General features: G+C 40.9%; 23 protein-coding genes and 1 other annotated feature. Of the genes, 17 read left to right on the top strand and 6 right to left on the bottom strand.

Annotated elements, in window-relative coordinates; genetic code table 11:
* Positions 1-150 precede the first annotated feature (150 nt).
* From VY86_RS15610 to artM, 5 genes are all read left to right on the top strand, one after another.
* Entirely contained in the window at positions 151-1,050 is a 900-nt protein-coding gene (locus tag VY86_RS15610) for a LysO family transporter (protein ID WP_046975647.1), read from the top strand.
* A gap of 268 nt (positions 1,051-1,318) precedes the next feature.
* Entirely contained in the window at positions 1,319-2,047 is a 729-nt protein-coding gene (gene artP, locus VY86_RS15605) for an arginine ABC transporter ATP-binding protein ArtP (RefSeq protein WP_046975646.1), read from the top strand.
* 18 nt (positions 2,048-2,065) lie between these two features.
* Complete coding sequence (artJ, locus tag VY86_RS15600; protein WP_046975645.1) at positions 2,066-2,800, top strand: arginine ABC transporter substrate-binding protein; 735 nt, start codon at positions 2,066-2,068, stop codon at positions 2,798-2,800.
* A 13-nt stretch (positions 2,801-2,813) separates the two neighbouring features.
* Positions 2,814-3,530 carry an arginine ABC transporter permease ArtQ gene (gene artQ, locus VY86_RS15595; RefSeq protein WP_046975644.1) on the top strand — a complete coding sequence of 239 codons (717 nt, stop codon included), beginning with the start codon at positions 2,814-2,816 and terminating at the stop codon, positions 3,528-3,530.
* Complete coding sequence (artM, locus tag VY86_RS15590; protein WP_046975643.1) at positions 3,530-4,198, top strand: arginine ABC transporter permease ArtM; 669 nt, start codon at positions 3,530-3,532, stop codon at positions 4,196-4,198. The genes artQ and artM overlap by 1 nt, the downstream gene beginning before the upstream one ends.
* A 63-nt stretch (positions 4,199-4,261) precedes the next feature.
* Here artM and rlmC read toward each other — a convergent pair whose 3' ends face one another.
* From rlmC to VY86_RS15575, 3 genes are all read right to left on the bottom strand, one after another.
* Positions 4,262-5,395 (bottom strand): 23S rRNA (uracil(747)-C(5))-methyltransferase RlmC, encoded by a 1,134-nt coding sequence (rlmC, locus tag VY86_RS15585; RefSeq protein ID WP_046975642.1) that lies wholly within the window; start codon positions 5,393-5,395, stop codon positions 4,262-4,264.
* Positions 5,396-5,419: 24 nt separating this feature from the next.
* Positions 5,420-5,932 (bottom strand): type III secretion system chaperone family protein, encoded by a 513-nt coding sequence (locus tag VY86_RS15580; protein WP_046975641.1) that lies wholly within the window; start codon positions 5,930-5,932, stop codon positions 5,420-5,422.
* An 85-nt stretch (positions 5,933-6,017) separates the two neighbouring features.
* On the bottom strand, positions 6,018-6,356 hold the full coding sequence (locus VY86_RS15575; RefSeq protein ID WP_228939615.1) for a YbjC family protein: 339 nt from the start codon (positions 6,354-6,356) through the stop codon (positions 6,018-6,020).
* Positions 6,357-6,639: 283 nt separating this feature from the next.
* On the opposite strand from VY86_RS15575, the gene VY86_RS15570 reads away from it, so the two are divergent.
* From VY86_RS15570 to VY86_RS15560, 3 genes are all read left to right on the top strand, one after another.
* Complete coding sequence (locus VY86_RS15570) at positions 6,640-6,900, top strand: GrxA family glutaredoxin (RefSeq protein WP_011145878.1); 261 nt, start codon at positions 6,640-6,642, stop codon at positions 6,898-6,900.
* A gap of 540 nt (positions 6,901-7,440) precedes the next feature.
* Positions 7,441-8,049 carry an undecaprenyl-diphosphate phosphatase gene (gene ybjG / locus VY86_RS15565; protein WP_046976908.1) on the top strand — a complete coding sequence of 203 codons (609 nt, stop codon included), beginning with the start codon at positions 7,441-7,443 and terminating at the stop codon, positions 8,047-8,049.
* A 948-nt stretch (positions 8,050-8,997) separates the two neighbouring features.
* A complete protein-coding gene (locus VY86_RS15560) occupies positions 8,998-10,296 on the top strand; it encodes an HAAAP family serine/threonine permease (protein ID WP_046975640.1) in 1,299 nt (432 codons plus the stop codon).
* 107 nt (positions 10,297-10,403) lie between these two features.
* Here VY86_RS15560 and VY86_RS15555 read toward each other — a convergent pair whose 3' ends face one another.
* Positions 10,404-11,225 carry a hypothetical protein gene (locus VY86_RS15555; RefSeq protein ID WP_046975639.1) on the bottom strand — a complete coding sequence of 274 codons (822 nt, stop codon included), beginning with the start codon at positions 11,223-11,225 and terminating at the stop codon, positions 10,404-10,406.
* Positions 11,226-12,305: 1,080 nt separating this feature from the next.
* Between VY86_RS15555 and VY86_RS15550 the strand changes: the two genes are divergently transcribed.
* From VY86_RS15550 to VY86_RS15540, 3 genes are all read left to right on the top strand, one after another.
* On the top strand, positions 12,306-12,620 hold the full coding sequence (locus tag VY86_RS15550; protein WP_046975638.1) for a hypothetical protein: 315 nt from the start codon (positions 12,306-12,308) through the stop codon (positions 12,618-12,620).
* Between the two features lie 1,053 nt (positions 12,621-13,673).
* A complete protein-coding gene (locus tag VY86_RS15545; RefSeq protein ID WP_046975637.1) occupies positions 13,674-14,003 on the top strand; it encodes a hypothetical protein in 330 nt (109 codons plus the stop codon).
* A 558-nt stretch (positions 14,004-14,561) separates the two neighbouring features.
* Complete coding sequence (locus VY86_RS15540; RefSeq protein WP_046975636.1) at positions 14,562-15,416, top strand: hypothetical protein; 855 nt, start codon at positions 14,562-14,564, stop codon at positions 15,414-15,416.
* Between the two features lie 110 nt (positions 15,417-15,526).
* On the opposite strand, the gene VY86_RS15535 is transcribed toward VY86_RS15540, so the two are convergent.
* On the bottom strand, positions 15,527-16,729 hold the full coding sequence (locus VY86_RS15535) for a serine hydrolase (protein WP_046975635.1): 1,203 nt from the start codon (positions 16,727-16,729) through the stop codon (positions 15,527-15,529).
* A gap of 143 nt (positions 16,730-16,872) precedes the next feature.
* Between VY86_RS15535 and VY86_RS15530 the strand changes: the two genes are divergently transcribed.
* Positions 16,873-17,493 (top strand): glutathione S-transferase family protein, encoded by a 621-nt coding sequence (locus VY86_RS15530; RefSeq protein ID WP_046975634.1) that lies wholly within the window; start codon positions 16,873-16,875, stop codon positions 17,491-17,493.
* A 6-nt stretch (positions 17,494-17,499) separates the two neighbouring features.
* Here the strand turns inward: VY86_RS15530 and VY86_RS15525 are convergent, their stop codons facing one another.
* Positions 17,500-18,327: an SDR family oxidoreductase gene (locus VY86_RS15525; RefSeq protein ID WP_046975633.1), complete on the bottom strand. Its 828-nt coding sequence runs from the start codon at positions 18,325-18,327 to the stop codon at positions 17,500-17,502.
* Between the two features lie 322 nt (positions 18,328-18,649).
* Positions 18,650-18,774 (top strand) — a sequence feature (His leader region).
* 26 nt (positions 18,775-18,800) lie between these two features.
* On the opposite strand from VY86_RS15525, the gene hisG reads away from it, so the two are divergent.
* Genes hisG through hisH form a run of 5 tightly spaced genes read left to right on the top strand, consistent with a single transcriptional unit; the run spans position 18,801 to position 23,800 of the window.
* Positions 18,801-19,700 carry an ATP phosphoribosyltransferase gene (gene hisG / locus VY86_RS15520; protein WP_046975632.1) on the top strand — a complete coding sequence of 300 codons (900 nt, stop codon included), beginning with the start codon at positions 18,801-18,803 and terminating at the stop codon, positions 19,698-19,700.
* A gap of 5 nt (positions 19,701-19,705) precedes the next feature.
* Positions 19,706-21,022 (top strand): histidinol dehydrogenase, encoded by a 1,317-nt coding sequence (gene hisD, locus VY86_RS15515; protein WP_046975631.1) that lies wholly within the window; start codon positions 19,706-19,708, stop codon positions 21,020-21,022.
* 2 nt (positions 21,023-21,024) lie between these two features.
* Positions 21,025-22,128, top strand: a complete 1,104-nt coding sequence (gene hisC, locus VY86_RS15510; protein WP_046975630.1) for a histidinol-phosphate transaminase — start codon at positions 21,025-21,027, stop codon at positions 22,126-22,128.
* Positions 22,128-23,195 (top strand): bifunctional histidinol-phosphatase/imidazoleglycerol-phosphate dehydratase HisB, encoded by a 1,068-nt coding sequence (gene hisB / locus VY86_RS15505; RefSeq protein ID WP_046975629.1) that lies wholly within the window; start codon positions 22,128-22,130, stop codon positions 23,193-23,195. The genes hisC and hisB overlap by 1 nt, the downstream gene beginning before the upstream one ends.
* Positions 23,195-23,800: an imidazole glycerol phosphate synthase subunit HisH gene (hisH, locus tag VY86_RS15500; RefSeq protein WP_046975628.1), complete on the top strand. Its 606-nt coding sequence runs from the start codon at positions 23,195-23,197 to the stop codon at positions 23,798-23,800. Before hisB ends, hisH begins: the two co-directional genes overlap by 1 nt.
* Position 23,801 lies beyond the last annotated feature (1 nt).

The following is a 23,801-nucleotide window of genomic DNA, read 5'->3' as shown; positions in this document are numbered from 1 at the left end:
AAAATTCTTTGAGCAACAACATACTTCACCCTATCCTGACTATTCTCTTAATGTAAAAAAATTGTTATCTTTATTTTCGTAGTCTTTCAGTCTAATTTTTAGACTAAACTTGGATAAAAAAACGTTAACCGCTTTTAAAGGATATTAATTATGTACTCTGGACTGCTGATCATTCTTTTGCCGTTAACGCTAGGCTATCTTATCCATTTGAATAACAAAACCCTGTTAAATGCTGTTCATCGCCTCCTTAATGCAATGGTTTATGTCATTCTGTTTTTAATGGGAATCAGCCTTGCTTTATTGGAAAATTTAAGCAGCAACCTATTTCTTATTTTTCAGTACGCCTCCGTGTTTTTCTTATGTATTTTTGCCTGCAATCTGCTGGCATTATTCCTGTTTGAAAAACACGATCCCTGGATTGTCAGCCCGCATAAGCAGGAAAAACCCCCTTCCCGTTTACATATGATTTTTGAATCACTGAAATTATGTGGTGTTCTGATTTTAGGTTTTCTACTTGGGTTAACCGACTGGCCATGGCTGCATTTCGCCAATCGTGCCAGTGAAATTGCATTGGTCGTTTTACTGTTGCTGGTAGGTATTCAATTACGTAACAGCGGCATGAACCTCAAACAGATATTGCTAAACCGCCGGGGTGCAATTATTGCGATTGTCGTTGCTGTCAGCGCACTTGCCGGCGGTGCGATTGCCGCGCTCATCCTTGAACTGCCGATCAAAACAGGTCTAGCGTTTGCTTCCGGTTATGGCTGGTATTCTCTTTCTGGCATCTTACTTTCTGACGCTTACGGGCCCGTCATCGGCAGTGCCGCATTCTTTAATGACCTAGTACGTGAACTTGTAGCAATTATGCTCATTCCCGTTCTGGTCAATCGGTATCGCTCAAGCGCAATAGGATTAAGTGGTGCGACTTCGATGGATTTCACTTTACCAATATTACAACGATGTGGTGGAGTCAGTATTGTTCCAGCAGCTATTGTTCACGGTTTTTTGTTGAGCTTACTGGCACCTTTACTGATCGCATTCTTTACTTAATCAGCATTTCAGCACAATGATATTTGATGTTATTGATGATAATATGAGCACGAAATTGCTAAAAAGTAAGCAATAATTATTCATTTTCCGCTGTATGGAAACAGAATAAGTAAGCTTTTGTTAATGAATTGTACAAAGCGCGAGTAGAACAGGTTAATCAGACATATAATTGAAATATCAATTAATAATATTCTATGCGTAAGATATTGCATAATTATGCCAACGGGTTTAGCATCGGGATAAACCACTGACTATTCAAAATTAAAGCATGAGTATTCAATTAAAAAGCATTGATTGCTATTACGGCGCACATCAGGCACTGTTTGATATTAATCTTAAGTGTTCCTCAGGGGAAACGATGGTTTTGCTAGGACCGAGTGGCGCAGGCAAAAGCACGCTGTTGCGCGTATTAAACCTACTGGAAGTACCGCGATCCGGCCAGTTGACTATTGCTAATCATCAATTCGATTTTGAACAAACGCCAGGAATAAAGGAGATTCGTTCTCTGCGCCAGAATGTCGGTATGGTTTTTCAGCAATATAATTTGTGGCCTCACCTCACTGTTATGGATAACCTGATCGAGGCACCTTGTCGTGTGCTCGGTTTATCCAAACAGCAGGCTCAGGAAAAGGCGGATAAGCTACTTTCCCGTTTGCGCCTGGAAGATTTTGCTGGTCGCTTTCCACAACATTTATCCGGTGGACAACAGCAGCGGGTCGCTATTGCACGGGCATTGATGATGGAGCCACAGGTTTTATTATTTGATGAACCAACGGCAGCACTGGACCCGGAAATCACCGCCCAAGTGGTGAATATTATCCATGAATTGTCCGCAACAGGTATTACACAGATTATCGTTACCCATGAAGTAGAAATCGCCCGTAAAGCCGCGAGTCGTGTCGTCTATATGGAAAACGGCCGCATTATAGAACAAGGTGATATCAGCCATTTTACTCAACCACAAACCAAAGCCTTTGCTAATTATCTGTCACACTAACTATTATAGGATATAGCGATGAAAAAATTACTCCTTGCCGCCCTCCTGGGTACCGTTACTTTATCTGCAACCGCCACGGGAAAAGAGACCCTTCGTTTTGCCACGGAAGCCACTTATCCTCCGTTTGAATTCATTGATGCAAATAATAAAATTCAGGGTTTTGATGTCGATCTGGCTAATGCTATCTGTGAGCAAATTAATGCGACATGTACTTTCACTAACCAATCATTTGACAGCCTGATCCCAAGTCTGAAATTCCGTCGCTTCGACGCTTTAGCAGCAGGTATTGATATCACCCCTGAACGCCAGGAACAGGTTGATTTTACTAACACTTATTACGATAACTCAGCGACATTTATCGCAGTTAAAGGCAAGGTTTCCAGCATCGCTGAACTAAAAGGTAAACAAGTGGGTATCCAGAATGGTACAACTCACCAAAAGTACCTGATGGAACAACGAAAAGAGATTAAAACCGTTCCTTATGACAGCTATCAAAATGCCATTCTGGATCTGAAAAATGGCCGTCTGGATGCCGTTTTCGGTGACACTGCCGTTGTCAACGAATGGCTGAAAAAAAATGAAAACTTAAGTACCGTGGGTAACAAAGTCACTGACAAGAATTACTTTGGTATCGGTTTAGGGATTGCGGTGCGTAAAGGCAACAAAGAGCTACAGGATAAACTGAACAAAGCACTGGCTGAAATCAAACGAGATGGCATTTATGACATCATCTATAAAAAATGGTTTGAATAATAACTGAATCTCAATGAATGAATTTCAATCTCTAGCAAGTGCCGCCGGCATCACCGTCGGCCTTGCCGTTTCTGCGTTAGTGCTTGGTCTAATTTTAGCAATGCTATTTGCTGCCTGGGAATCAGCGCGCTGGAAACCTTTTGCCATGCTTGGCACCTGCTGGGTTACCCTGTTCCGGGGATTGCCGGAAATTTTAGTCGTACTTTTCGTCTACTTCGGCGCATCACAACTGCTGATGACACTGGCGGATGGCTTTGATGTTTATCTTATTTTCTGGCATCCCAGAATTCAGATAGATATTCAGGATTTTTATGTCAGCCCATTCCTTTGTGGTGTCATTGCACTTTCCCTGCTCTACTCTGCCTATGCATCCCAAACACTTCGTGGCGCGATAAAAGCCATTCCTGCCGGCCAATGGGAAGCTGGTCAAGCATTAGGTCTCGGCCGTACTGAAATATTTTTCCGTCTGATCATGCCGCAGATGTGGCGACATGCTCTGCCAGGGCTCGGTAACCAATGGCTGGTTTTACTAAAAGACACCGCATTGGTATCGCTTATCAGTGTTAATGATCTGATGCTGCAAACCAAAAGTATTGCGACACGGACTCAGGAACCCTTTACCTGGTATATGATTGTGGCGCTTATCTATCTGGCTATCACCCTGATCAGTCAGTTTATTCTGAAGAAAATTGAGATGCATACCACACGCTTTGATCGGAGTGCTTCCTGATGCTTGAGTATATTCAACAAATTCTGTCAGGGCTGCAAACCAGTCTGAGTCTGACCGTTGCGGCTCTTTTTACCGCTTTCATGATGTCCGTGCTGTTCACTATGGTTCTAACCATCAAATTGCCGGTACTGACACAGCTGGTAAAAACCTACATTACTCTGTTCACCGGTACCCCTTTGCTGGTGCAGTTCTTTCTAGTTTATTATGGGCCTGGGCAGTTTCCATCTTTAAAAGAGTATCCGTGGCTCTGGCATTTACTGTCTCAACCCTGGCTGTGTGCAATGGTAACACTGGCGCTTAACAGCGCGGCATATTCTACCCTGCTGTTCTATGGCGCAGTAAAGGCCATTCCCGTGGGTCAATGGCAATCCTGCCAGGCGTTGGGAATGTCTAAAGCACAATCCATGCGGATCCTGCTGCCATATGCCTTCAAACGGGCGTTGTCTTCTTATTCCAACGAAGTTGTATTGATTTTCAAGAGTACTTCTCTTGCAAGTACGATAACTTTGCTGGAGGTCATGGGATACAGTCAGCTTCTGTTTGGCCGTAATTATGATGTGATGGTTTTTGTTGCCGCAGGTGTGATTTATCTGTGTGTTAACGGCATCCTGACTTTGCTGATGCGGATGATTGAACGCCGTGCGCTGGCTTTTGAGCATCGTAATTAAACGGGCGTAATGAAAAGGGATAGGGCGTTCCTACCGGAACCCCATCCCAGTCACGCCTATCATTCAGTTTTGATTTGACACCAATAACGTCAAAACTTCGTAATGCTCAGTATGAGGAAACATATCGAACAACTGTGTCTTTTCCACACGGTAATTGACCAACGCAGTGATATCCTTCGCCATTGTCTGAGCATTGCAGCTTGAATAAAGAATATAATCCGGTGCCATTCTACTGAGATAATCACACAACTCTTTACCCATTCCCCGACGAGGTGGATTGACCAGAACCAATTGAGGAATGTGATCCTTTGCTACGGCAAAGTGCGTTGAATCCAACGCCTTGAACTCGATGTTTTCCAAACCCAATGTTTTGGCCGAATCAGCGGCACAATCAATCGCTTCAGGGCTGATTTCAATTCCAGTTAAACGGGTATCTTTATCCGCACAATGAAGGCCAAAACCACCAACGCCACAGAACAGATCCCACATACTGCTGATTTTCAGTTCACGAACCCAGTGCCTTGCCGTCGCATACAACTCAGAAGCAATTTCCGGGTTAGTCTGGAAAAAACTGCGTGGACGAATATAAAGAGGAACGCCATTAAATTCTTCTTTTAGTGCTTTTTGCTCAGTAAACAGGATCTCCTTTTCGCCTTCCAGGATCGCCATATGGATTGGCTGAATATTGACAGAGATAACCGTAAGCTGTGGCAATTGCTCCCGCAATCGGGGCAAAGCACGTTCCAGTTGAGCAATTTTCATTTCAGAGCGCAGTACAAAACGCAGCATCATTTCACCGCTATGACGACTTTCTGTCAGTAACAGGTATTTCAGCTCACCCCGTTTACGGGCAACGTTATATGGCGTCAAGCCAGCACAAGCAATGAAAGATTTAACGACATCAAATACAGGCTGAAAATGCGCCGGATAGAGAGGACAATTACACAGATCAACGGCAACCCCATCGCGATGCAACATGCCCAGCAATGGACGCTCTACACTGCCACTGACGACCATTTTAGCTTTATTACGAAAGGCGTTTTGTTGACTGGCAATCGGAAGCAACCATTGATTCACGATGGTTTGGCACAATAACTGTTTTAAATTCTGCTGTTTATCTTCTAACTGCTGAAAATAGGGTTTTTCGAGCCACTGACAGGAGTGACAATGCCCCGCGGAATACTGCGTACATTGCATTGTTGAATGACCATGTTGGAAATATTAGTGTAAAGTAAAAGTCGGTGTTTTAACGGAAGCCTGTAACTCTTCTTCCTCTTCAATATCACCTTCGATTTCGATATCACGGTTAATATACAACAAGTTATTACTGTGAATTTCAAAAACCACGCCCGCAATCTGTTCTTCGCCCTGCTGCAAAAAATGAGAAAACTGGGAAAAAGTCAGCCCGGCTGAAACAAGGAAAGATTGACATACCACTAACTTCGGTAAGTTTTCATCCTGAATATCAAGAAAAGCCTTAATCGTCAGCGAACTGGAGTTAATTTGGCTTAAATTAGCCATCAGAGGAATAATTGCTGTTGGCTTCACCTCAGCCAAAGCAGAGAACAAAATTACATTGTCCAACAGATCAATTTTAGCATCGAATAAACCATCAATATTCTGCATATGAGGTAGATGCAATGCCTGGCACGAATCGCACTCAAAGTAGGAAATTTTGAGCTGATCCAACCACTCACGCAATACTGATAAGTCAGGAATGACAAGTGAACCCATCTAACAACCCCATACAACGGAAAATGAAAAAGCGCTATAGCTTACGAAATAATTCTTTATCGCGCTATCACCAATAGCTGATAAATTATTTTTCTTTACCGTTATCGCTCGCTTTTGCCTTATTTTTACTCTCTTTTTTATCATCGATTCCCAGAAAAGAGAGGCCGTATACTGCACGCCAGACAATGTTGACCGCGGCAGGAACCAAACAACCAATACCAGCGAAAATCATAACAATATGCGCTTCCGACGTCATTAGTAGATCTGTTAAGATGACAATATCATTAATAGTCAAATATGCCAGTATCAGCCACCCGATGCCGATAATTTCCAGCAGGATAACCTGCTTCGGCATATCTGCCAATGAACTCATACCGTCTTTATGACCCTGCATTTGCACCCTCACTGATAATATGGTTTGCATTATACTACCGAAATCCCGCCGCCAAAATCAGTATGATTAATTAAAACAAAAGGCAATTCCTGCTTTTTTTTGCCGATCTATACAGGCATAGTAGCGATAAATGAACATGAGCAATACAGCAAATAGTACTATACCCAATAGATTTCAAGTTGCAGCGCGGCGGCAAGTGAACGGCATCCCTAGGAGCATAGATAACGATGTGACTGGGGTAAGTGAACGCAGCCAACAAAGTAGCAACTTGAAAGATGAAGGGTATATCTTAAGATAACCAAGAGGAGTTTATATGTTTACTGTGATTTTCGGCCGTCCTGGCTGCCCGTACTGTGTCCGCGCGAAAGAGTTGGCTGAACGACTGAAAGAACAGCGTGATGACTTTGACTTCCGTTATGTTGATATTCACGCAGAAGGCATCACTAAAGCTGATCTGGAAAAAACAGTTGGCAAACCCGTAGAAACTGTTCCACAGATTTTCGTTGATGAAAAACATATCGGTGGCTGCACAGATTTCGAAGCGTATGTAAAAGAACACCAACTGTTGCAATAAACAAACTTCACGCTCTACTTTGTTACTGTAAAAATAGCGGGTGGTTATTATAACTGTTGACCAGATTGATTTGTGCAAAAAATGTTATTTTCATCAAACCGAAAAAAAATCTGCATTTTTTTCTTCATCACGAAGAACTTTCTTGCTAAATCGTAGTCTGACTTAATGCCACTGCTTTTCTTTGATATCCCAATATTGAGGAACCCGATAGTTCATCCATTTTGGTTCAAGACTATCGGGTTTTTTTATTGCCTGAAGAGTATGACGTTCATCAACACATCACCAGCTCTACTGACGCTCAAGCTATCAGATATGAGTACTACCACAGGGCTAAACCAGAGAATACTATTATATATATCAATGGATTGTTCATTTTTTACCCTCATTACCCCCAGATATTTCCTTGATGGAAATATAAACCAAAAATAAATAACATACATAATCAAGACAATTATTCTTTACTCACAAGCCAAGCAATTTTACCCTCTTACGTCCAGCTGTCGTGATGTACAAAATAAATGACCTTATGTGAGGCCTGATTTGTTAGAGCAAATAAACCACAATCTGTTTACTTTTTTCAATGCTACGCCTGAATCGTCACCTGTCATGATTGCGATGGCTATTTTCATTGCGAAATACCTGGTTCTTATTTTCCCTCTGACATTGGCTGGTTTCTGGTTTTGGGGTTCAGAACGCGCGCTTCCCCGTCACCGGATTATCGTCAGTAAAACCGCTATGGCTTTCTGTTTTGCTATACTAGCCTCATTCTGTATCGGTTTACTCTGCCCTCACGACCGCCCTTTCGTCGAAGGTTTTGGTTACAATTTTCTTCCCCACGCGCCAACAACCTCATTCCCAAGTAATCATGGAACAACTGTCTTCACTTTCGCTTTATCCTTCCTGTTCTGGCACAGAATCTTACCCGGTTTGTGTTTGATGGCAACCGCACTGGTTATCGCATGGGCCAGAGTCTATTTAGGCGTTCATTGGCCGATGGATATGGTTGGGGCATTTCTCGTCAGCCTAATAGGCTGTGCTTTTACACAAATGGTATGGACTCTGTTCGGCGAAAATTTGCAAAAAAGATTACACAGCCTGTATCAGCGCTGCTGCTCTTTTCCTATCCGGAAAGGTTGGATAAAAAGCTAGCAACACACTGCCAATAATCCGGACTCACAAAAGTGCGGGTATTTATGCCAGCACAGTGTTTTTAACAAACAATATACATGCAACTAAATCATATCAGATAAGCAAACTCCGTCTTAATCAAGATCTTTTTATTAGAAATTGTTGGCTAATTTCACACGCAAAAATGAGTATTAGTTAAACAGCAGGATAATATCCCACACCCTATTTAACATTTATTTGCTCTTAAATTCAGCTCAACTCTTTTCATAAATCAATAAATCTGTACAAATCACTATATAAATAAATACATAACGAAAGAGATTATTAAAATCTGATCAAAGAATGAATAGTACATATTTCATGCATATTATTGATGTTATCAATTTGATATCCTTATTTTATATATATTTTTCACAAAGATACAAACATCGCACAAGATATACATATTTTCATATCTGGTAACAAATTGATATTTATCAATTTATTAACTCTTACTTCTATTTGTCGCTTGCATTCACTAATATATAAACACAAGATAGGAAATAGCAAAAACATAAGAGAATAATGAGAGTTGAGTAATAGATAAATTGAGGTTATAATTTGACCTTATTAAAATTGGCAATATTCGGGTAACAATTACACTAAATTTCGTAACATGATGACTTTTCGGGATATATTACGCATTTGAGACGATGATCACGGTAGTATTCACTAAAAATCGCTATCTTGCCGAAATCAAAATTTTAGCTTTAAAATTCCCAAACTTTCTTTCAAAAGAGAAAGTAAAGCGAAAATTCTGGCTGACTAATTTAAAGTCTAATTTTCGACCAAGATGTTAATGTGGTAATAAAAACCAGAGATATTTAAAGAATTTATACTTATAAAGAAAGAGTTAGACCACACGCATTTACATGCATGCGGCATTGTAGTTTTGTTTTTTAATTTACCGCGTTATTCTCGGAGATAACTATGGATATGACTCAAACAGGTACGATCGCTTCCCCGGCTACCAGCCCAAGCGATTATAAAACCTGGCGTAAATCAGATACAGTATGGATGCTTGGCTTATATGGTACCGCGATTGGTGCTGGTGTGCTGTTTCTACCCATCAACGCAGGTATTGGTGGTCTGCTGCCCCTGCTGGTGATGGCACTGCTAGCTTTCCCAATGACATTCTTTGCTCACCGCGGAATGTGCCGTTTCGTTCTGTCCGGCAAGAATCCAGGTGAAGATATTACCGAAGTGGTAGAAGAACACTTTGGCAACCTGGCAGGTAAATTGATCACCCTGCTCTACTTCTTCGCTATTTATCCGATTCTGCTGGTTTACAGCGTTGCTATTACCAACACCGTGGACAGTTTTATTGTTCATCAATTACATCTGCCCTCTCCACCTCGTGCCCTACTGGCGCTGATCTTGATTGTCGGTATAATGAGCATCGTTCGTTTCGGTGAACAAGCTATCGTTAAGGCAATGAGCGTACTGGTATTCCCATTTGTTGCAGTTTTGATGTTACTGGCGTTTTACTTAATTCCTAACTGGAACACCGCTATCTTCGAAAACATCACTGTTTCTACTGCCGGTGCAAGCCATGGACTGCTGATTACTCTGTGGCTGGCGATTCCAGTCATGGTGTTCTCTTTCAATCACTCACCAATCATCTCGGCGTTCGCGGTAGCAAAACGTGAAGAGTATGGTGAGAACGCTGAGAAAAAATGCTCACGCATTCTGTCATACGCTCACATCATGATGGTTATAACCGTCATGTTCTTCGTATTCAGTTGCGTATTGAGTCTGTCTTCAGAGAACCTGGCAGAAGCCAAAACACAAAATATTTCTATTCTGTCTTATCTGGCTAACCACTTTAATACACCAGTGATTGCCTACATTGCTCCGTTTATTGCATTTATCGCAATTACTAAGTCTTTCCTTGGTCATTATCTGGGGGCTCGTGAAGGCTTTAACGGTATGGTTGTTAAGGCACTGCGCGACCAAGGCAAAACCATTGAGCCTAAAAAGCTGAATCGTATCACGTCCATTTTCATGTTAGTGACCACATGGATAGTCGCTACCCTGAACCCAAGTATCCTGGAAATGATCGAAAGATTGGGTGGTCCAATTATCGCAATGCTGCTGTTCATTATGCCAATGTATGCAATCCGTAAAGTACCTGCTATGCGCAAATATAGCGGCAAACTGAGTAACGTATTTGTCGTCTTCCTGGGGCTGGTTGCTATCTCCGCCGTCCTTTACTCGCTATTTGCATAATCAACGCCCGGTTGCTGCCCTCTTCTGCGGGCAGCAATCGAATAACGACATCCACCTGCTGACTCTCAGTATCAAAACACCTGAGTCAGTAAGCAGAAAAATTTAAACTACACTGCCCACTTCACCCAATCCCCTTGCTGTTCGTCATATTGCCACAGGTCGTCTTCGTCGAAATGTCCGCGCTCCTCTATCGGTACCCCCTGCTGTTCCTCCTCTTCCCATTGTTGCCGCAACTTATCTGTTAAAATATAAGGCGTTCTGGTGACAATTTCTCCAGTAAAAGGAAATCTATTTCCGGTTTCCTCCAAACGGATAAACTTCGCGCCAGTGGGAATATTCGATATGACCACGGCCTCAGTCGCTGAAGGGAAGAGAATATAACCATTAATCAAAGGAAAATATCGCGGTAAACCAGGTTCATGCGGTGGTGGAATGATGTCAACCGCATTCCATGAAAGAAGATAATCCAACCCCTCATCTTTATTGGGTCCCATTGGATAACCTTGGTAAAAATAACGATTTTGAACTGAATAACTCCCCGTCAATACATATGCTATATAAAAATAGTAACTAACCAAATCTATTTCTTCTGTTCTGAACGTACCGAATATTGAATGCAAAGGAAACGTTCCCATGCCACCAAGGAGACCAATAACCTCATACTGCTCATCGTGACCATACTGATCAATATATTTTCCCGTCTTGATTTTCGACACCTGCATATCCGTCAAAATATTGTCGTGTCCATTACTTGAATTGAATCTATATCGACCGTAAAGAAAGTGCAGACTATCCTCATAAATGTAAGTAAATTGCTCTTGATTAAGAGTACGAAGAGGATCGGATTTATCTGTCCATCGCTTATCAGCACCTAAATTATTACGATTTCCGAAGCGGATAGAAAGCTCCATCGGATCAAGATATGACATATAACCACCTTTTCATCACAAAATAGTGGGCACATACACCCATTAAAAAAACGATAATTATTTTACTAACAAAGGGTTAACTATATTATCATTTCAATTTACAACCTCCTGCTCTGTATTGTTCTTACTTATCCCAAAATGTGTTACGTCTAAAGTGTTAAATAAATGTATTGATCTTCCACCAAAAACAAGCAATCCACATCCCTATTTAAAAACTGATGAGTTATAATTATTTCCTTTTTAAGAATATTAATTACTTGATAAATATAATAATCGTCATAACATTGTTTAGTCTTAATATTGAAATAATTAACCATATCTCTATTTTTTGCGTTAATTAGTTTTTTAAAGAATAGATGAACAATTCACAAAGAAAAAGATTTTTCGTGAGAAACATGTACAGCATCTCATTCGCATTAATATTTATATAAATTTCAAACAAATAAAGCAACCCTATTTATTTAATATAATTAAAAATACAAATATAATCTATATTTTTAATTATTAAACTAATCATTCAAAAAAAATACATTACCAATAATATTTTAATTTCATCTAATTATACACAATATATAAAATTACAATTATCTTATATTTCTCATATTGACAATATATTTTCTATTTTTTAATAAAATAATTACATAAATAAGTTTTCATAATTATGCTCCACTTCCAACCAGCCCTTGTGTACCAAGATATACAGCCTTTTCATCCAAGTGGTCTGTAGAATCAATGAGATAGGCTACAGAACCAATGTTGTTCAAAAAGAAAACAAAAGGCATAGGTGTATCAGTATTATGGAAAGCTATTTATATCAGGCGATTACATTATTTTTTAAAATTTATTTGACAACATCTAAATGGCACCTATAGTTATATGTGTTAGACAAAATGTTATATGCCAATTAAAACCATTAACTGTCCTATATTTTTAGTGCTAAAAAATTTCTTATGTAGATTGCTTTTATAGTAGAAGTACCAACCACCTTATATTTCTCAAGAGAACATTTTTCTACTCTTTACTTTGGGACAATATAAGTTAATTTATCAATTAATTAGATTATATTTTGGAGTTTATATTATGATTAATGACATTCATCCTTCTTTAATGAAAGACAAAGACATGGCAGACGACGTAATCTTACGTAGCTGTAAAATCATTGGTATGAAGGTTATGCCTGACAAAGCTATGCAAGTTATGGTGACTGTATTACTCCTTGATGGCGTATCTGAAGAAATGCTTTTGAAGTGGAATCTTATGGATAATAGAGGCATGGCTATTTATAAGGTTCTTATGGAAGCTCTTTGCGCTAAGAAAGATGTGAAGATAGGAACTGTAGGAAAAGTCGGACCTCTCGGCTGCGATTATATTAATTGCGTAGAAATCTCCATGTAAAATGATCGTTTGTTGTTAAATGCTTGGGCTAAATAATAATTCCTAATAGAAAATCGACCTGATTGAAGCGATTTAATGAATTGCAAAATGCAATACTATTGCAGTAGGATATTTGGCACAACATTTTTCAGGTAGAATGATGCCGATTTTACAAAGGCGCATTCTATCAAACTTAAGGCAGAACGTAATATCAACGTTCTGCCTGCCATTATTATATTTAATGCCATTTAATAGAGAAACGTAAATTTATAAAAACAACTTATCAAAAAATTAATATTAATTCACCTGACTATATATTTACCGAATAGAACATTAGAAGTAACAATCACTCAAACTTTAATTTTTTTAATTTCCCAACAAAATAATATCCGTTAAAAATCACCTATGAAATAATACAGACCATCAATTCAAACTTTGAAAACAATATAGAATAACATTTTACTTTTTATGCGCTGTTAATATTTCATTACGAAATATAATTATATAAACAATATTTTTACATTGTAATTATTAACAGAAAATCATATGTGCTAATACTATTAAAACTAGAATAGATTTATATGAATTAATTTTACAATTATATATTCATATGAATATATTATAAGATACGAATAATCACCTAATATTTAAACAGCATATCCGTTGAAAAATACAAACCAGGACAAATGAGATAAACCATTCATCACAGACTATACGCGCCCCCCAATGCCAGATTACTTTCCTTGTACATGATTTATTAACAATAATATCCTCTATCAATAACACCTATCGAAATAGATTATTAATTTTACCCTTCCAAATAGACAGAAATAAATATCAATATTATTTTTTGATTATCGTTATACCTTTGATTATTATAAGTCTAACTCTTTAGAGGAAATATATTACTGGCGACATTTTAACAGCATCAATAATTATATAACACGGATAAACTTTTAATATAGATTACAATTACCAATTACCTTATATTTCTTCGGCGGCCAAATTATTGGTCCGCACATTTGAGTAATAAGAATTTATTTTTCAACTACATTAAACTATAGGATTAATACAATGAACTTTGCACATCCTTCTGCAACTGGTGAAGTGGTAACAGAGAGTAAAACTGAGCAAGCTCCTAATTACTATTTCGCTGTTGGTACCGTAACTTCAGTTCAAGCAGCACCAGATCAAAACCAATTGCAGATTACTGTGACTATGCAATTCCCTAACGGTAAATTTAACTATATCTTATGGTGGAATGCTCAAGACTACAGAGGCGCAGCACTGTACCATCTTCTTCTGAACGCTTGCAGCAATAACAAACGTGTAAATATAACCTCTTCATCAGTTGTTTCTCCTGGTGGTTACAATTATATCTACAATGCAACATTACTGGCTTAATATAAAATTATAAACTGCCAGGTGACTGCGTCAAATACTACATTGTTACAATAAGATTTGGCGCAGTATTTCTTTGGTAGAATAAGGTTTATATTTATTCAAAGCCAAAATAAGCTTGTTACCAGATACTCCTTTCTCCAGGCAGAACCGGAATTTCAAGGTTCTGCCTGTTCTTGTATTATTTCTTAAAATTCATCGCAATAAATAATTATTTATTTTCAACAATACTAATTTTAATTCTTAGCTCAACATTCAATTAATCTAAATATTATGTAAGATAAAAACAATAACAGATAAAAAACTAATTCCAATATATTTATTCACCATATATTTAATAACGTTAACAACAGTATATTAAAGTAATTTCATTAGTTCTACTTTACAACTCAGATGTCTTAATTTATTAATAATTAATTTTACATCTAACACTATCTATAAAATAATAAAAAAATAATTTAAAGCTGTTCTCTTGACAAATATCAATAACACTTACTACTATTTTTAGTGCATGAATATCTATTTTCATTTTATTTATTACCCTTTATAATAGGTGATTACATGTCAAAAGAAAATCAACGCATTAAAAAACCATCTTCAGGTTATGCAACAGATCATTTCTATGATGGAGCATGGCACAGAGCCGTCAAATTCGTTGAGGGCAGTGTTGAATTTTTTGATGTTTACGACGTCATTTTTGAAGGAATTACTCACCAATCCCCACCGATATTAGTTTCTGAGAATATTATTATTGTTCCCTTAGAAAGGGATGAAGTCGCATGGAACAGTAAAATAGAAATATATGGTGCTATTGGCACCGGAGAAAGTGAGAAAATTTTTTCTGATGGTGATGCCGTCCGACCTTTTGCTGGTGAACTTGATACTTCAAATCCTAATGAACCACTGGTCATTTTCGAAGGAGGCAATGTTAGTCGTTTTTCCAATTACACAGCCAGTGTCAATGGAGTTGAATATGGCGGCTTGATTATAGACCCACAGAGAAATTCAACATCACTATTGCGCCCTCTTGAAGCTGGGAAACTGCATGTATTTGGTAAAACTGAAACTGGCAAAAATGTCACGGTCTTTGAAAAAGATACTGAAGGTGAAAATAAACCGCTTAATGGATGGGTAGAGCTCCATGATGTAGCGACATGTATTCTATTCAGAAGTGGCGATTTGACTGAATTTGCTGATAGTTATGAACTCAGATATGAAGGAACATCAACCCACGATTATCGCGGTTTATCACCGACGCATATTCGATATCAGAATATTGGTCATCATGTTAAAACTGAAGTCGAATTATGGGCTTACTGGAAAAATAAACCTAACGGCGTTTTATTATTCAAAGGCCGGTATAACGGTTCTGCCGTAAAAAGCAGCGGACACTGTTCTCTGGAAAAAGACAAATAAATGTAAAACGTGCGCGGCAAAAATGCCGCGCCCTGAACTAGGAAGAATATATCTGCTGCATGTTGACAATCGAACTCATCTTCCCATACAAATTAAATAGTTAAGTTAAATCAACCAAAAATAGCATTAAACCAGCCGCTAACTTTCATGACAATCAAATCCCAAATACGACTGAAAAAACCCCCTTTCTCAACAACGTCTTTAACAACTAAAGGTCGCTGCTCAATAACTTTATCGCCTAATTGGAAATTAATAACACCGACAACCTGGTTTTTTGTCAAAGGTGCTTCCAATGGTGTTTGATTCAACGTATAACTGGCTTTCAGATTTTTCAACTGACCACGGGGAATCGTGATTGCTGCGTCTTTTTCCACACCAAGAGCAACATCTGAGCGATCACCATACCAAACCTTTTCTGAAACAAACGGTTCACTGGCTTTAATTGGTGTCACCGTTTCATAAAAACGGAATCCCCATAAGAGTAATTTTTCGCTTTCAGCGAAACGAACCCGATCGCTTGGTGCGCCCAGCACAACGGAAATAAGCCGCATTGGCCCCTCTGTCGCTGAAGCAACCAAATTATGACCGGCACCGCCGGTATAGCCTGTTTTCACACCATCCACATTCATATTTTTATTCCACAGCAATCGGTTACGATTAGGCTGTCGAATGTTATTAAAGGTGAACTCTTTCTCTTTATGAAGGGCGTATTCATCAGGAACATCACGGATCATGGCTTGACTCAATACCGCCATATCACGAGCGGTACTGAATTGACCTTCAGCATCCAATCCATGAACAGTACGAAAATGGGTATTAGTCAACCCAAGTACTTTTGCATAATTATTCATCAGACTAACAAATGCGTCCTGACTACCTGCCACATGATCAGCTAAAGCAATGCTGGCATCATTACCAGACTGAATAACAACACCGCGATTCAGGTCGATCACTTTTACCCTGTCACCGGGTTTAAGAAACATCAGAGAAGAACCTTTCAGTATCGGGTTACCCGTTGCCCAGGCATCTTTTCCGACCGTAACCAAATCTTCCGGTGTGATTTTTCCGGCTTTTATCGCCTGACCGACCACATAGCTGGTCATAATTTTTGTCAGACTGGCTGGATCAAGCCGCTCATCAGGGTTACCAGAAGCCAAAATTTTACCACTATCATAATCCATCAACACATAAGCTTTAGCCTCCACCGGAGGAACGACAGGTTCACCCGATGCATAAGCACTGGTATTTACAACTAATATAGCTGACAGCACCGCAGTAACACACTTCATCGTCATAGCCAAACTGTTCTTCATCACCCTTCTCCCTTTTACTTACAAGAAAAATGTCAGATTTCTATTAATATAAGATGTTGTATGATAAGAAACCAATGTAATAGTGCAAAGATTGTTCTGACCATTGGTTTTAATGTAAATCACCCTGATTCAAGGAGAAACCTATGTTGACCGTTTGGGGCCGTAAAAACTCTTCCAATGTAAAAAAAGTGCTCTGGTGCCTGAAAGAGCTGAATGTGCCGTATAACCAGATAGATGTTGGCGGTAAATTTGGCAAACTGGATGACCCGCAATATCTGAAAATGAACCCAAATGGACAAATTCCCTGTTTACAAGAAGGTGATTTTATCCTGTGGGAATCTAACGCAATTGTTCGTTATCTTGCCGCGAAATTTGGTGAACATCTGCTTTATCCGCAAGATCTACAAGAAAGAGCGAATGCAGATAAATGGATGGATTGGGTCAGTTCACATTTATTTCCCTGTATCAAACAGCTAGTGTTAGGTTTTATTCGCACACCTGAAGCCGAACGGGATCAAAAACAGATAGAACAAACACTGACTGAAATCGCAAAAATGATGAAAGTGATAGATAACACCTTGGCAGAACAGGAATTTCTTTCCGGAGACAAATTTGGCATAGCTGATATTGCATTCGGACCCATGATTTATCCTTGGCTTAACATTCCCACCCAACGTCCATCTTTGCCAAATATTGAACGCTGGTACCAGCGGATGGCAGCAAGACCCGCGTTCAAAGAAATTGTCATGATTGAATTAAATTGATAAAAATCAGCTCATTGGCATCCATCTGGGATCTGGGTATTGATACTCAAACCCTAATTGTTTACAAATACGGCTGCCATCAACAATCCTGCTCTCCACCTGAATTCCTTCTCTGGCAAACTCAGGTGGAATTAAATCAAGCTGATTGCTGGCTTTAGGGTAAAACTCAGCTTTAGTTGGATGAACAGGCGCGCATAAATTATAAATATGACCACCCTCAGTCCGCTGAACTAACAGACTAATGGCTGAAATAACATCATCCTGATGAACCAGATTTACCAGCTGGCCTCCTCCTTTGACTTCCTTTTTCCCCGCCAGAAAACGCCCGGCATGACGACCACTCCCCACCAGCCCAGCCAAACGTAAAATATCAACGGAAATATTTGGCAGTTTGTGCAACCAATTCTCTAATTCAACCAATGCCTGAGCTGAAGGTGTTTCAGGGCAAAAAGGAGCATCTTCATTCAGGTTACCGGCAATAAAACCATAAACGGAAGTAGAACTGGTGAAAATAATCCTTGGCACAGAATATGACAGGGCAGTATCGACAATTAACTGAACTGCCTTAACATAGTTATGACTACCACCCGCCGTGTGGCTTGCCGGTAAAGTGATAATCAGCACATCAGCGACCATCAGCTGTTCCAAATCATCAAGTGCACAATTAATTTGGGGTTCCAGTTGTAACAAATAACATTCGATACCAGACATACGCGCTGCTTCTACACCATCTGGCGTCGTTTTACTGCCAACAACCTGCATACCGCTACGGCTCAATGCTTTGGCTAATGGCATCCCCAACCAACCCAGACCGATAATGGAAATTTTTTTCATCATCATCCCTTCTTATGCCTGATATTACTTTGATTATGCTGATAATCTGAACATTAAGCCACTGTTTATTAATTAATTATTATTAATCCTGTACTTTTCTTATAGAAAACAATATTTCAAATAAAAACAAGATCTTATTACAATAAAAATTTATCGCTAAAAAAATTGATTGCTTTTAGCCTGCCAAATCGTATAGGTTGAATAGCAAGTAAAAAATTTAATCACTGTGGGTTAGCCAATCAAAACAACCGGCAGCAAATGATAAATACTAGACATAGTCAATGTAAAAAAGAGAAGCCATTATGATCCGCATTCAACTCAACCATCATCACCATCATCCTGATTAGTCTTTCAGGCTGTTGTGTGCTGGAAGACGTTTAGCGGGTCTTCCGGTGGCATGAATGCAATACAAAACCCTCGGAAGAATCCTTCCGGGGGTTTTTTTATGTTTCCAATTTTAAATAGGGATAAAAATGTTAGATAAATCACGTTTACGTATAGCGATGCAAAAATCAGGCCGATTAAGCGAAGATTCACGAGAGTTACTGGCCCGCTGTGGGATTAAAATCAATCTGCAACAACAACGCCTGATTGCATTCGCGGAGAATATGCCAATTGATATCCTGCGGGTACGTGATGACGATATCCCAGGGCTGGTTATGGATGGCGTCGTTGATCTGGGCATTATTGGTGAAAATGTGCTGGAAGAAGAGCTGCTAAATCGCCGTGCTCAGGGAGAAGATCCACGTTATTTCACTTTACGCCGTCTTGATTTCGGTACTTGTCGCCTTTCACTGGCAGCACCTCTGGATTACAACTATACCGGCGTCGAATGTCTGCAAAATGCCCGTATCGCTACCTCTTACCCTCACCTGCTAAAACGTTATCTTGATCAGAAAAAAATCCACTTTAAATCTTGTCTGCTAAATGGCTCAGTAGAAGTTGCGCCCCGGGCCGGTTTGGCAGATGCCATCTGTGATCTGGTTTCAACCGGTGCAACTCTGGAAGCAAATGGCCTGCGGGAAGTGGAAGTTATCTACCGTTCAAAAGCCTGTCTAATCCAACGTGATGGCGAAATGCCCGCCGAAAAACAGCAATTAATAGATAAGTTAATGACCCGCATTCAAGGAGTGATTCAGGCCCGTGAATCCAAGTACATCATGTTGCATGCACCAAGCGAAAGACTCGAAGAAGTGATTTCTCTGCTACCGGGGGCAGAACGTCCGACTATCCTACCGCTGGTGGGTGATCAGAACCGCGTTGCTATGCATATGGTGAGCAGTGAAACCCTGTTTTGGGAAACGATGGAAAAACTTAAATCCCTTGGCGCCAGTTCCATTTTAGTTTTGCCAATTGAAAAAATGATGGAGTAAACAAGATGACTACCCGTTTCGAAACCTTGATTCGTTGGCAGGAATGTCATGCTGAACAGCAAAGCGCTTTGCTGACACGCCCTGCTGTTGCGGCTTCAGAAGAAATTTCCCGCACAGTGGAACAAATTCTGAATGCAGTCAAAGCGGATGGTGATAACACTCTGCGGGAACTCAGCCAACGTTTTGACAAAACCACTATTAAAAATATCCGTATCTCGCCGGAAGAGATAGAAGCCGCAGAGAACCGCCTGAATAATGAAATTAAACAGGCGATGCAGCAAGCAATGAATAATATCCGCGTTTTCCACGAAGCTCAGAAACCTGTGGAGATTAAAGTGGAAACTCAGCCTGGAGTCCATTGCCGACAAATAACACGACCCATTGATTCTGTCGGGTTGTATATCCCCGGAGGTTCCGCGCCATTACCTTCTACCGTTTTGATGCTCGGAACGCCTGCCAAAATAGCGGGTTGCCGTAAAGTGGTACTTTGTTCTCCACCACCTATTGCCGATGAAATTCTCTATGCAGCCAAACTGTGTGGAATTACGGAAATATTCCAGATTGGCGGAGCGCAGGCCATTGCCGCTATGGCATTCGGAACAGAATCCATACCCAAAATAGATAAGGTTTTTGGTCCTGGTAACACTTATGTCACTGAAGCTAAAAGACAAATTAGCCAGAGAATGGATGGTGCCGCTATTGATATGCCTGCCGGACCATCGGAAGTGCTTATTATTGCTGATGAGAGTGCAAACCCTGTATTTGCTGCCGCCGATTTACTCTCACAAGCAGAACATGGCCCGGATTCACAAGTCATATTGGTCACTCCTAATGAGAATCTAGCCAAAAAAGTTATAGCGGAAGTCGAAAAACAGCTTACCCTGCTCTCCCGCAAACAGATTGCCGCCAAGGCACTGGAACACAGCCGCATTATTGTGACAAAAAACCTGCAACAGTGTGTGGAAATCAGTAACCGCTATGGCCCTGAACACCTGATTATTCAAACTTGTCAACCAGAACAGCTGGTTGAAACAATCACCAGCGCCGGCTCGGTTTTCCTTGGTGACTGGTCGCCGGAATCTGCGGGAGATTACGCCTCAGGAACCAATCACGTCTTACCAACCTATGGCTACACCTCAACTTATTCCAGCCTTGGTCTGGCTGATTTCCTGAAGCGTATGACGATTCAGCAACTCACTCCGCAAGGGTTGCTGGACTTATCTCAGACCATTGAAACACTGGCGCAGGCAGAACAATTGACTGCTCACAAAAACGCCGTCACTTTACGCGTGGCTGCACTGAATATTGCAGATAAGGAGTAAACATGAATAACGTTTTTGATGCCAATCTGTTGGCACGCGAAAATGTCCGCAAATTAATACCTTATATGTCTGCCCGTCGCCTCGGTGGCAATGGCGATGTTTGGTTGAATGCCAATGAATACCCACTGGCCCCTGATTTCCAACTCACCGGGCAGACACTGAACCGTTATCCTGACTGCCAGCCTGCATCAGTAATCTGCCGTTATGCAACCTATGCCGGTTTACAACCTGAGCAGGTGCTGGCCTGTCGTGGTGCAGATGAATCCATTGAGCTGCTGATCCGTGTATTTTGTGAACCTGGACAAGATGCAGTGCTGTTCTGCCCTCCGACTTATGGTATGTACAGTGTCAGCGCAGAAGCTTTCGGTGTCGAACAAAAGAAAATTGCCGCACTGAAAAATTGGCAACTGGATATCGAAGCAATCGAAAATAACCTCGACCGGGTAAAGCTTATCTATATCTGTAGCCCTAACAATCCAACAGGGAACTCGATTACCCCTGATTCACTGCGTAAAGTTCTGGAACTGGCAGCCAATCGCGCAATTGTCACTATTGATGAAGCCTATATTGAGTTCTGCCCGGAAAATAGTATCGCAAGCTGGCTAAAAAACTATCCGAATTTAGTCATTTTGCGAACCCTCTCGAAAGCTTTTGCTTTAGCGGGTTTGCGCTGTGGATTTACTCTCGCCTCTGTGGATATCATCACTCTGTTGTTAAAAGTCATTGCGCCTTACCCGCTTTCCACTCCTGTTGCGAATATTGCAGCACAAGCATTGACAGCAGAAGGTATCGCCGTTATGCAAAAACGGGTCGTAGAAATCAGGGAGAACCGCAACTACTTGCAGCAAGCCCTGAATAAATTGGCCATCGTTGAAAAAGTATTCCCCAGTGAAACCAACTACACACTGGTGAAATTCTATGATGCCGAAACCGTTTTCAGAACATTATGGCATCAGGGCATTATCCTGCGCGACCAGCGCAAACAGCCCGGGTTGGATGGCTGCCTGCGGATCACCATAGGCACCCGTAAAGAGTGTGAGCAGGTGGTTGCAACCATCAGCACCCTTTCCACTAAAAATGAACAACAAAAGGAAACAGCACGCTGATGAACCAGAAACTCCTTTTTATTGACCGGGATGGCACGCTGATCACTGAACCATTAACCGATTTTCAGGTTGATCGCCTGGAAAAACTGGCACTGGAAACTGATGTTATTCCTGCTTTGCTTGCCCTGCAAAAATCAGGTTTCAGGCTGATTATGATCACTAATCAGGATGGCCTTGGTACAAATAGCTTTCCATTGGAACAGTTTGAACCACCACACAACCTGATGATGCAGATTTTTAGTTCTCAAGGGATCCGCTTTGATGAAGTTTTAATTTGCCCACACAGGCCAGAAGATAACTGCAATTGCCGTAAGCCAAAAATAAAATTGGTGGAAAAATATCTGGCGGAAGGCTTGATGGATACGACTAACAGCTATGTTATTGGTGACCGGGGAACAGATCTGCAACTGGCTGAAAATATGGGAATTCAGGGGTTACGTTACCATCCGGAAAACCTTAACTGGCGAACCATAAGTGAACAACTAACCCGTAAAGATCGCCATGCTCACGTTCAGCGAGTGACAAAAGAGACCTCCATCAAGATTGACGTTTGGCTCGATCATGAAGGTGGCAACAAAATCAATACCGGTGTCGGATTCTTCGACCATATGCTGGATCAGATTGCTACCCACGGTGGTTTCCGTATGCATGTCCAGGTTAAAGGCGACCTCTGTATTGATGATCACCACACTGTTGAGGATACCGGTCTGGCTCTCGGCGAAGCGTTAAAGCTGGCTCTGGGAGATAAACGGGGTATCTGCCGCTTCGGTTTTGTGTTGCCAATGGATGAATGCCTTGCCCGCTGTGCTCTGGACATCTCTGGTCGCCCCCACCTTGAATATAAAGCTGAATTCAAATACCAGCGAGTGGGTGATCTGAGTACCGAAATGGTTGAGCATTTCTTCCGCTCACTCTCTTATGCAATGGCCTGCACACTGCACCTGGAAACGAAAGGCAGCAATGATCACCACAGAGCGGAAAGCCTGTTCAAAGTCTTTGGCCGGACACTGCGTCAGGCGATTCGAATAGAAGGCGATACATTGCCAAGTTCCAAAGGGGTCCTATGATGAAAGTCGTCATTCTTGATACTGGCTGCGCTAACCTGTCATCAGTCGCTTATGCTATCCAAAAATTAGGTTATAAGCCTGAAATCAGTCTGGACCCAGCAACGATCCTGGCCGCAGATAAATTACTTCTGCCTGGCGTCGGCACGGCCAGTGCAGCAATGGATCAACTGAAACAACGGGAACTTATCCCGTTAATTAAAGTACTGAGCCAACCTGTGTTAGGTATTTGCCTTGGTATGCAGTTATTCGCTGCCACCAGCGAAGAAGGCGATCATGTCACAGGTGATAATGTCACCCTGCTTGAGCTTATTGACTCACCGGTCAAAAAAATGGCTACCAATGGGCTTCCGTTGCCTCATATGGGCTGGAATCAGGTTCTACCAAAAGCCGGGCATCCTCTGTTCCGCGGCATTAAAGACAATAGCTATTTTTATTTTGTCCATAGTTACGCGATCCCGGTGAATACATACACAATCACTCAAACTGAATATGGCAATACTTTCAGCAGTGCAATCGCCAAAGATAACTTCTTTGGTGTGCAGTTTCACCCTGAACGTTCCGGTGCCGCCGGAGCCAGGCTATTAAAGAATTTTCTGGAGATGTAAG

Origin of the sequence: Photorhabdus thracensis, assembly GCF_001010285.1 — a bacterium.
Lineage (GTDB): Bacteria > Pseudomonadota > Gammaproteobacteria > Enterobacterales > Enterobacteriaceae > Photorhabdus > Photorhabdus temperata.
This window is presented reverse-complemented; position numbering and strand designations above follow the sequence as displayed.

Coding starts and splice junctions, on each gene's coding strand:
- artQ (WP_046975644.1), top strand. CDS start 2,814: ATGAATGAATTTCAATCTCTAGCAAGTGCCGCCGGCATCACCGTCGGC.
- artM (WP_046975643.1), top strand. CDS start 3,530: ATGCTTGAGTATATTCAACAAATTCTGTCAGGGCTGCAAACCAGTCTG.
- hisD (WP_046975631.1), top strand. CDS start 19,706: ATGACTACCCGTTTCGAAACCTTGATTCGTTGGCAGGAATGTCATGCT.
- artJ (WP_046975645.1), top strand. CDS start 2,066: ATGAAAAAATTACTCCTTGCCGCCCTCCTGGGTACCGTTACTTTATCT.
- hisB (WP_046975629.1), top strand. CDS start 22,128: ATGAACCAGAAACTCCTTTTTATTGACCGGGATGGCACGCTGATCACT.
- VY86_RS15555 (WP_046975639.1), bottom strand. CDS start 11,225: ATGTCATATCTTGATCCGATGGAGCTTTCTATCCGCTTCGGAAATCGT.
- rlmC (WP_046975642.1), bottom strand. CDS start 5,395: ATGCAATGTACGCAGTATTCCGCGGGGCATTGTCACTCCTGTCAGTGG.
- VY86_RS15540 (WP_046975636.1), top strand. CDS start 14,562: ATGTCAAAAGAAAATCAACGCATTAAAAAACCATCTTCAGGTTATGCA.
- hisH (WP_046975628.1), top strand. CDS start 23,195: ATGAAAGTCGTCATTCTTGATACTGGCTGCGCTAACCTGTCATCAGTC.
- VY86_RS15550 (WP_046975638.1), top strand. CDS start 12,306: ATGATTAATGACATTCATCCTTCTTTAATGAAAGACAAAGACATGGCA.
- VY86_RS15570 (WP_011145878.1), top strand. CDS start 6,640: ATGTTTACTGTGATTTTCGGCCGTCCTGGCTGCCCGTACTGTGTCCGC.
- VY86_RS15535 (WP_046975635.1), bottom strand. CDS start 16,729: ATGAAGAACAGTTTGGCTATGACGATGAAGTGTGTTACTGCGGTGCTG.
- VY86_RS15530 (WP_046975634.1), top strand. CDS start 16,873: ATGTTGACCGTTTGGGGCCGTAAAAACTCTTCCAATGTAAAAAAAGTG.
- VY86_RS15575 (WP_228939615.1), bottom strand. CDS start 6,356: ATGCAAACCATATTATCAGTGAGGGTGCAAATGCAGGGTCATAAAGAC.
- VY86_RS15525 (WP_046975633.1), bottom strand. CDS start 18,327: ATGAAAAAAATTTCCATTATCGGTCTGGGTTGGTTGGGGATGCCATTA.
- artP (WP_046975646.1), top strand. CDS start 1,319: ATGAGTATTCAATTAAAAAGCATTGATTGCTATTACGGCGCACATCAG.
- VY86_RS15560 (WP_046975640.1), top strand. CDS start 8,998: ATGGATATGACTCAAACAGGTACGATCGCTTCCCCGGCTACCAGCCCA.
- VY86_RS15610 (WP_046975647.1), top strand. CDS start 151: ATGTACTCTGGACTGCTGATCATTCTTTTGCCGTTAACGCTAGGCTAT.
- hisC (WP_046975630.1), top strand. CDS start 21,025: ATGAATAACGTTTTTGATGCCAATCTGTTGGCACGCGAAAATGTCCGC.
- VY86_RS15580 (WP_046975641.1), bottom strand. CDS start 5,932: ATGGGTTCACTTGTCATTCCTGACTTATCAGTATTGCGTGAGTGGTTG.
- VY86_RS15545 (WP_046975637.1), top strand. CDS start 13,674: ATGAACTTTGCACATCCTTCTGCAACTGGTGAAGTGGTAACAGAGAGT.
- hisG (WP_046975632.1), top strand. CDS start 18,801: ATGTTAGATAAATCACGTTTACGTATAGCGATGCAAAAATCAGGCCGA.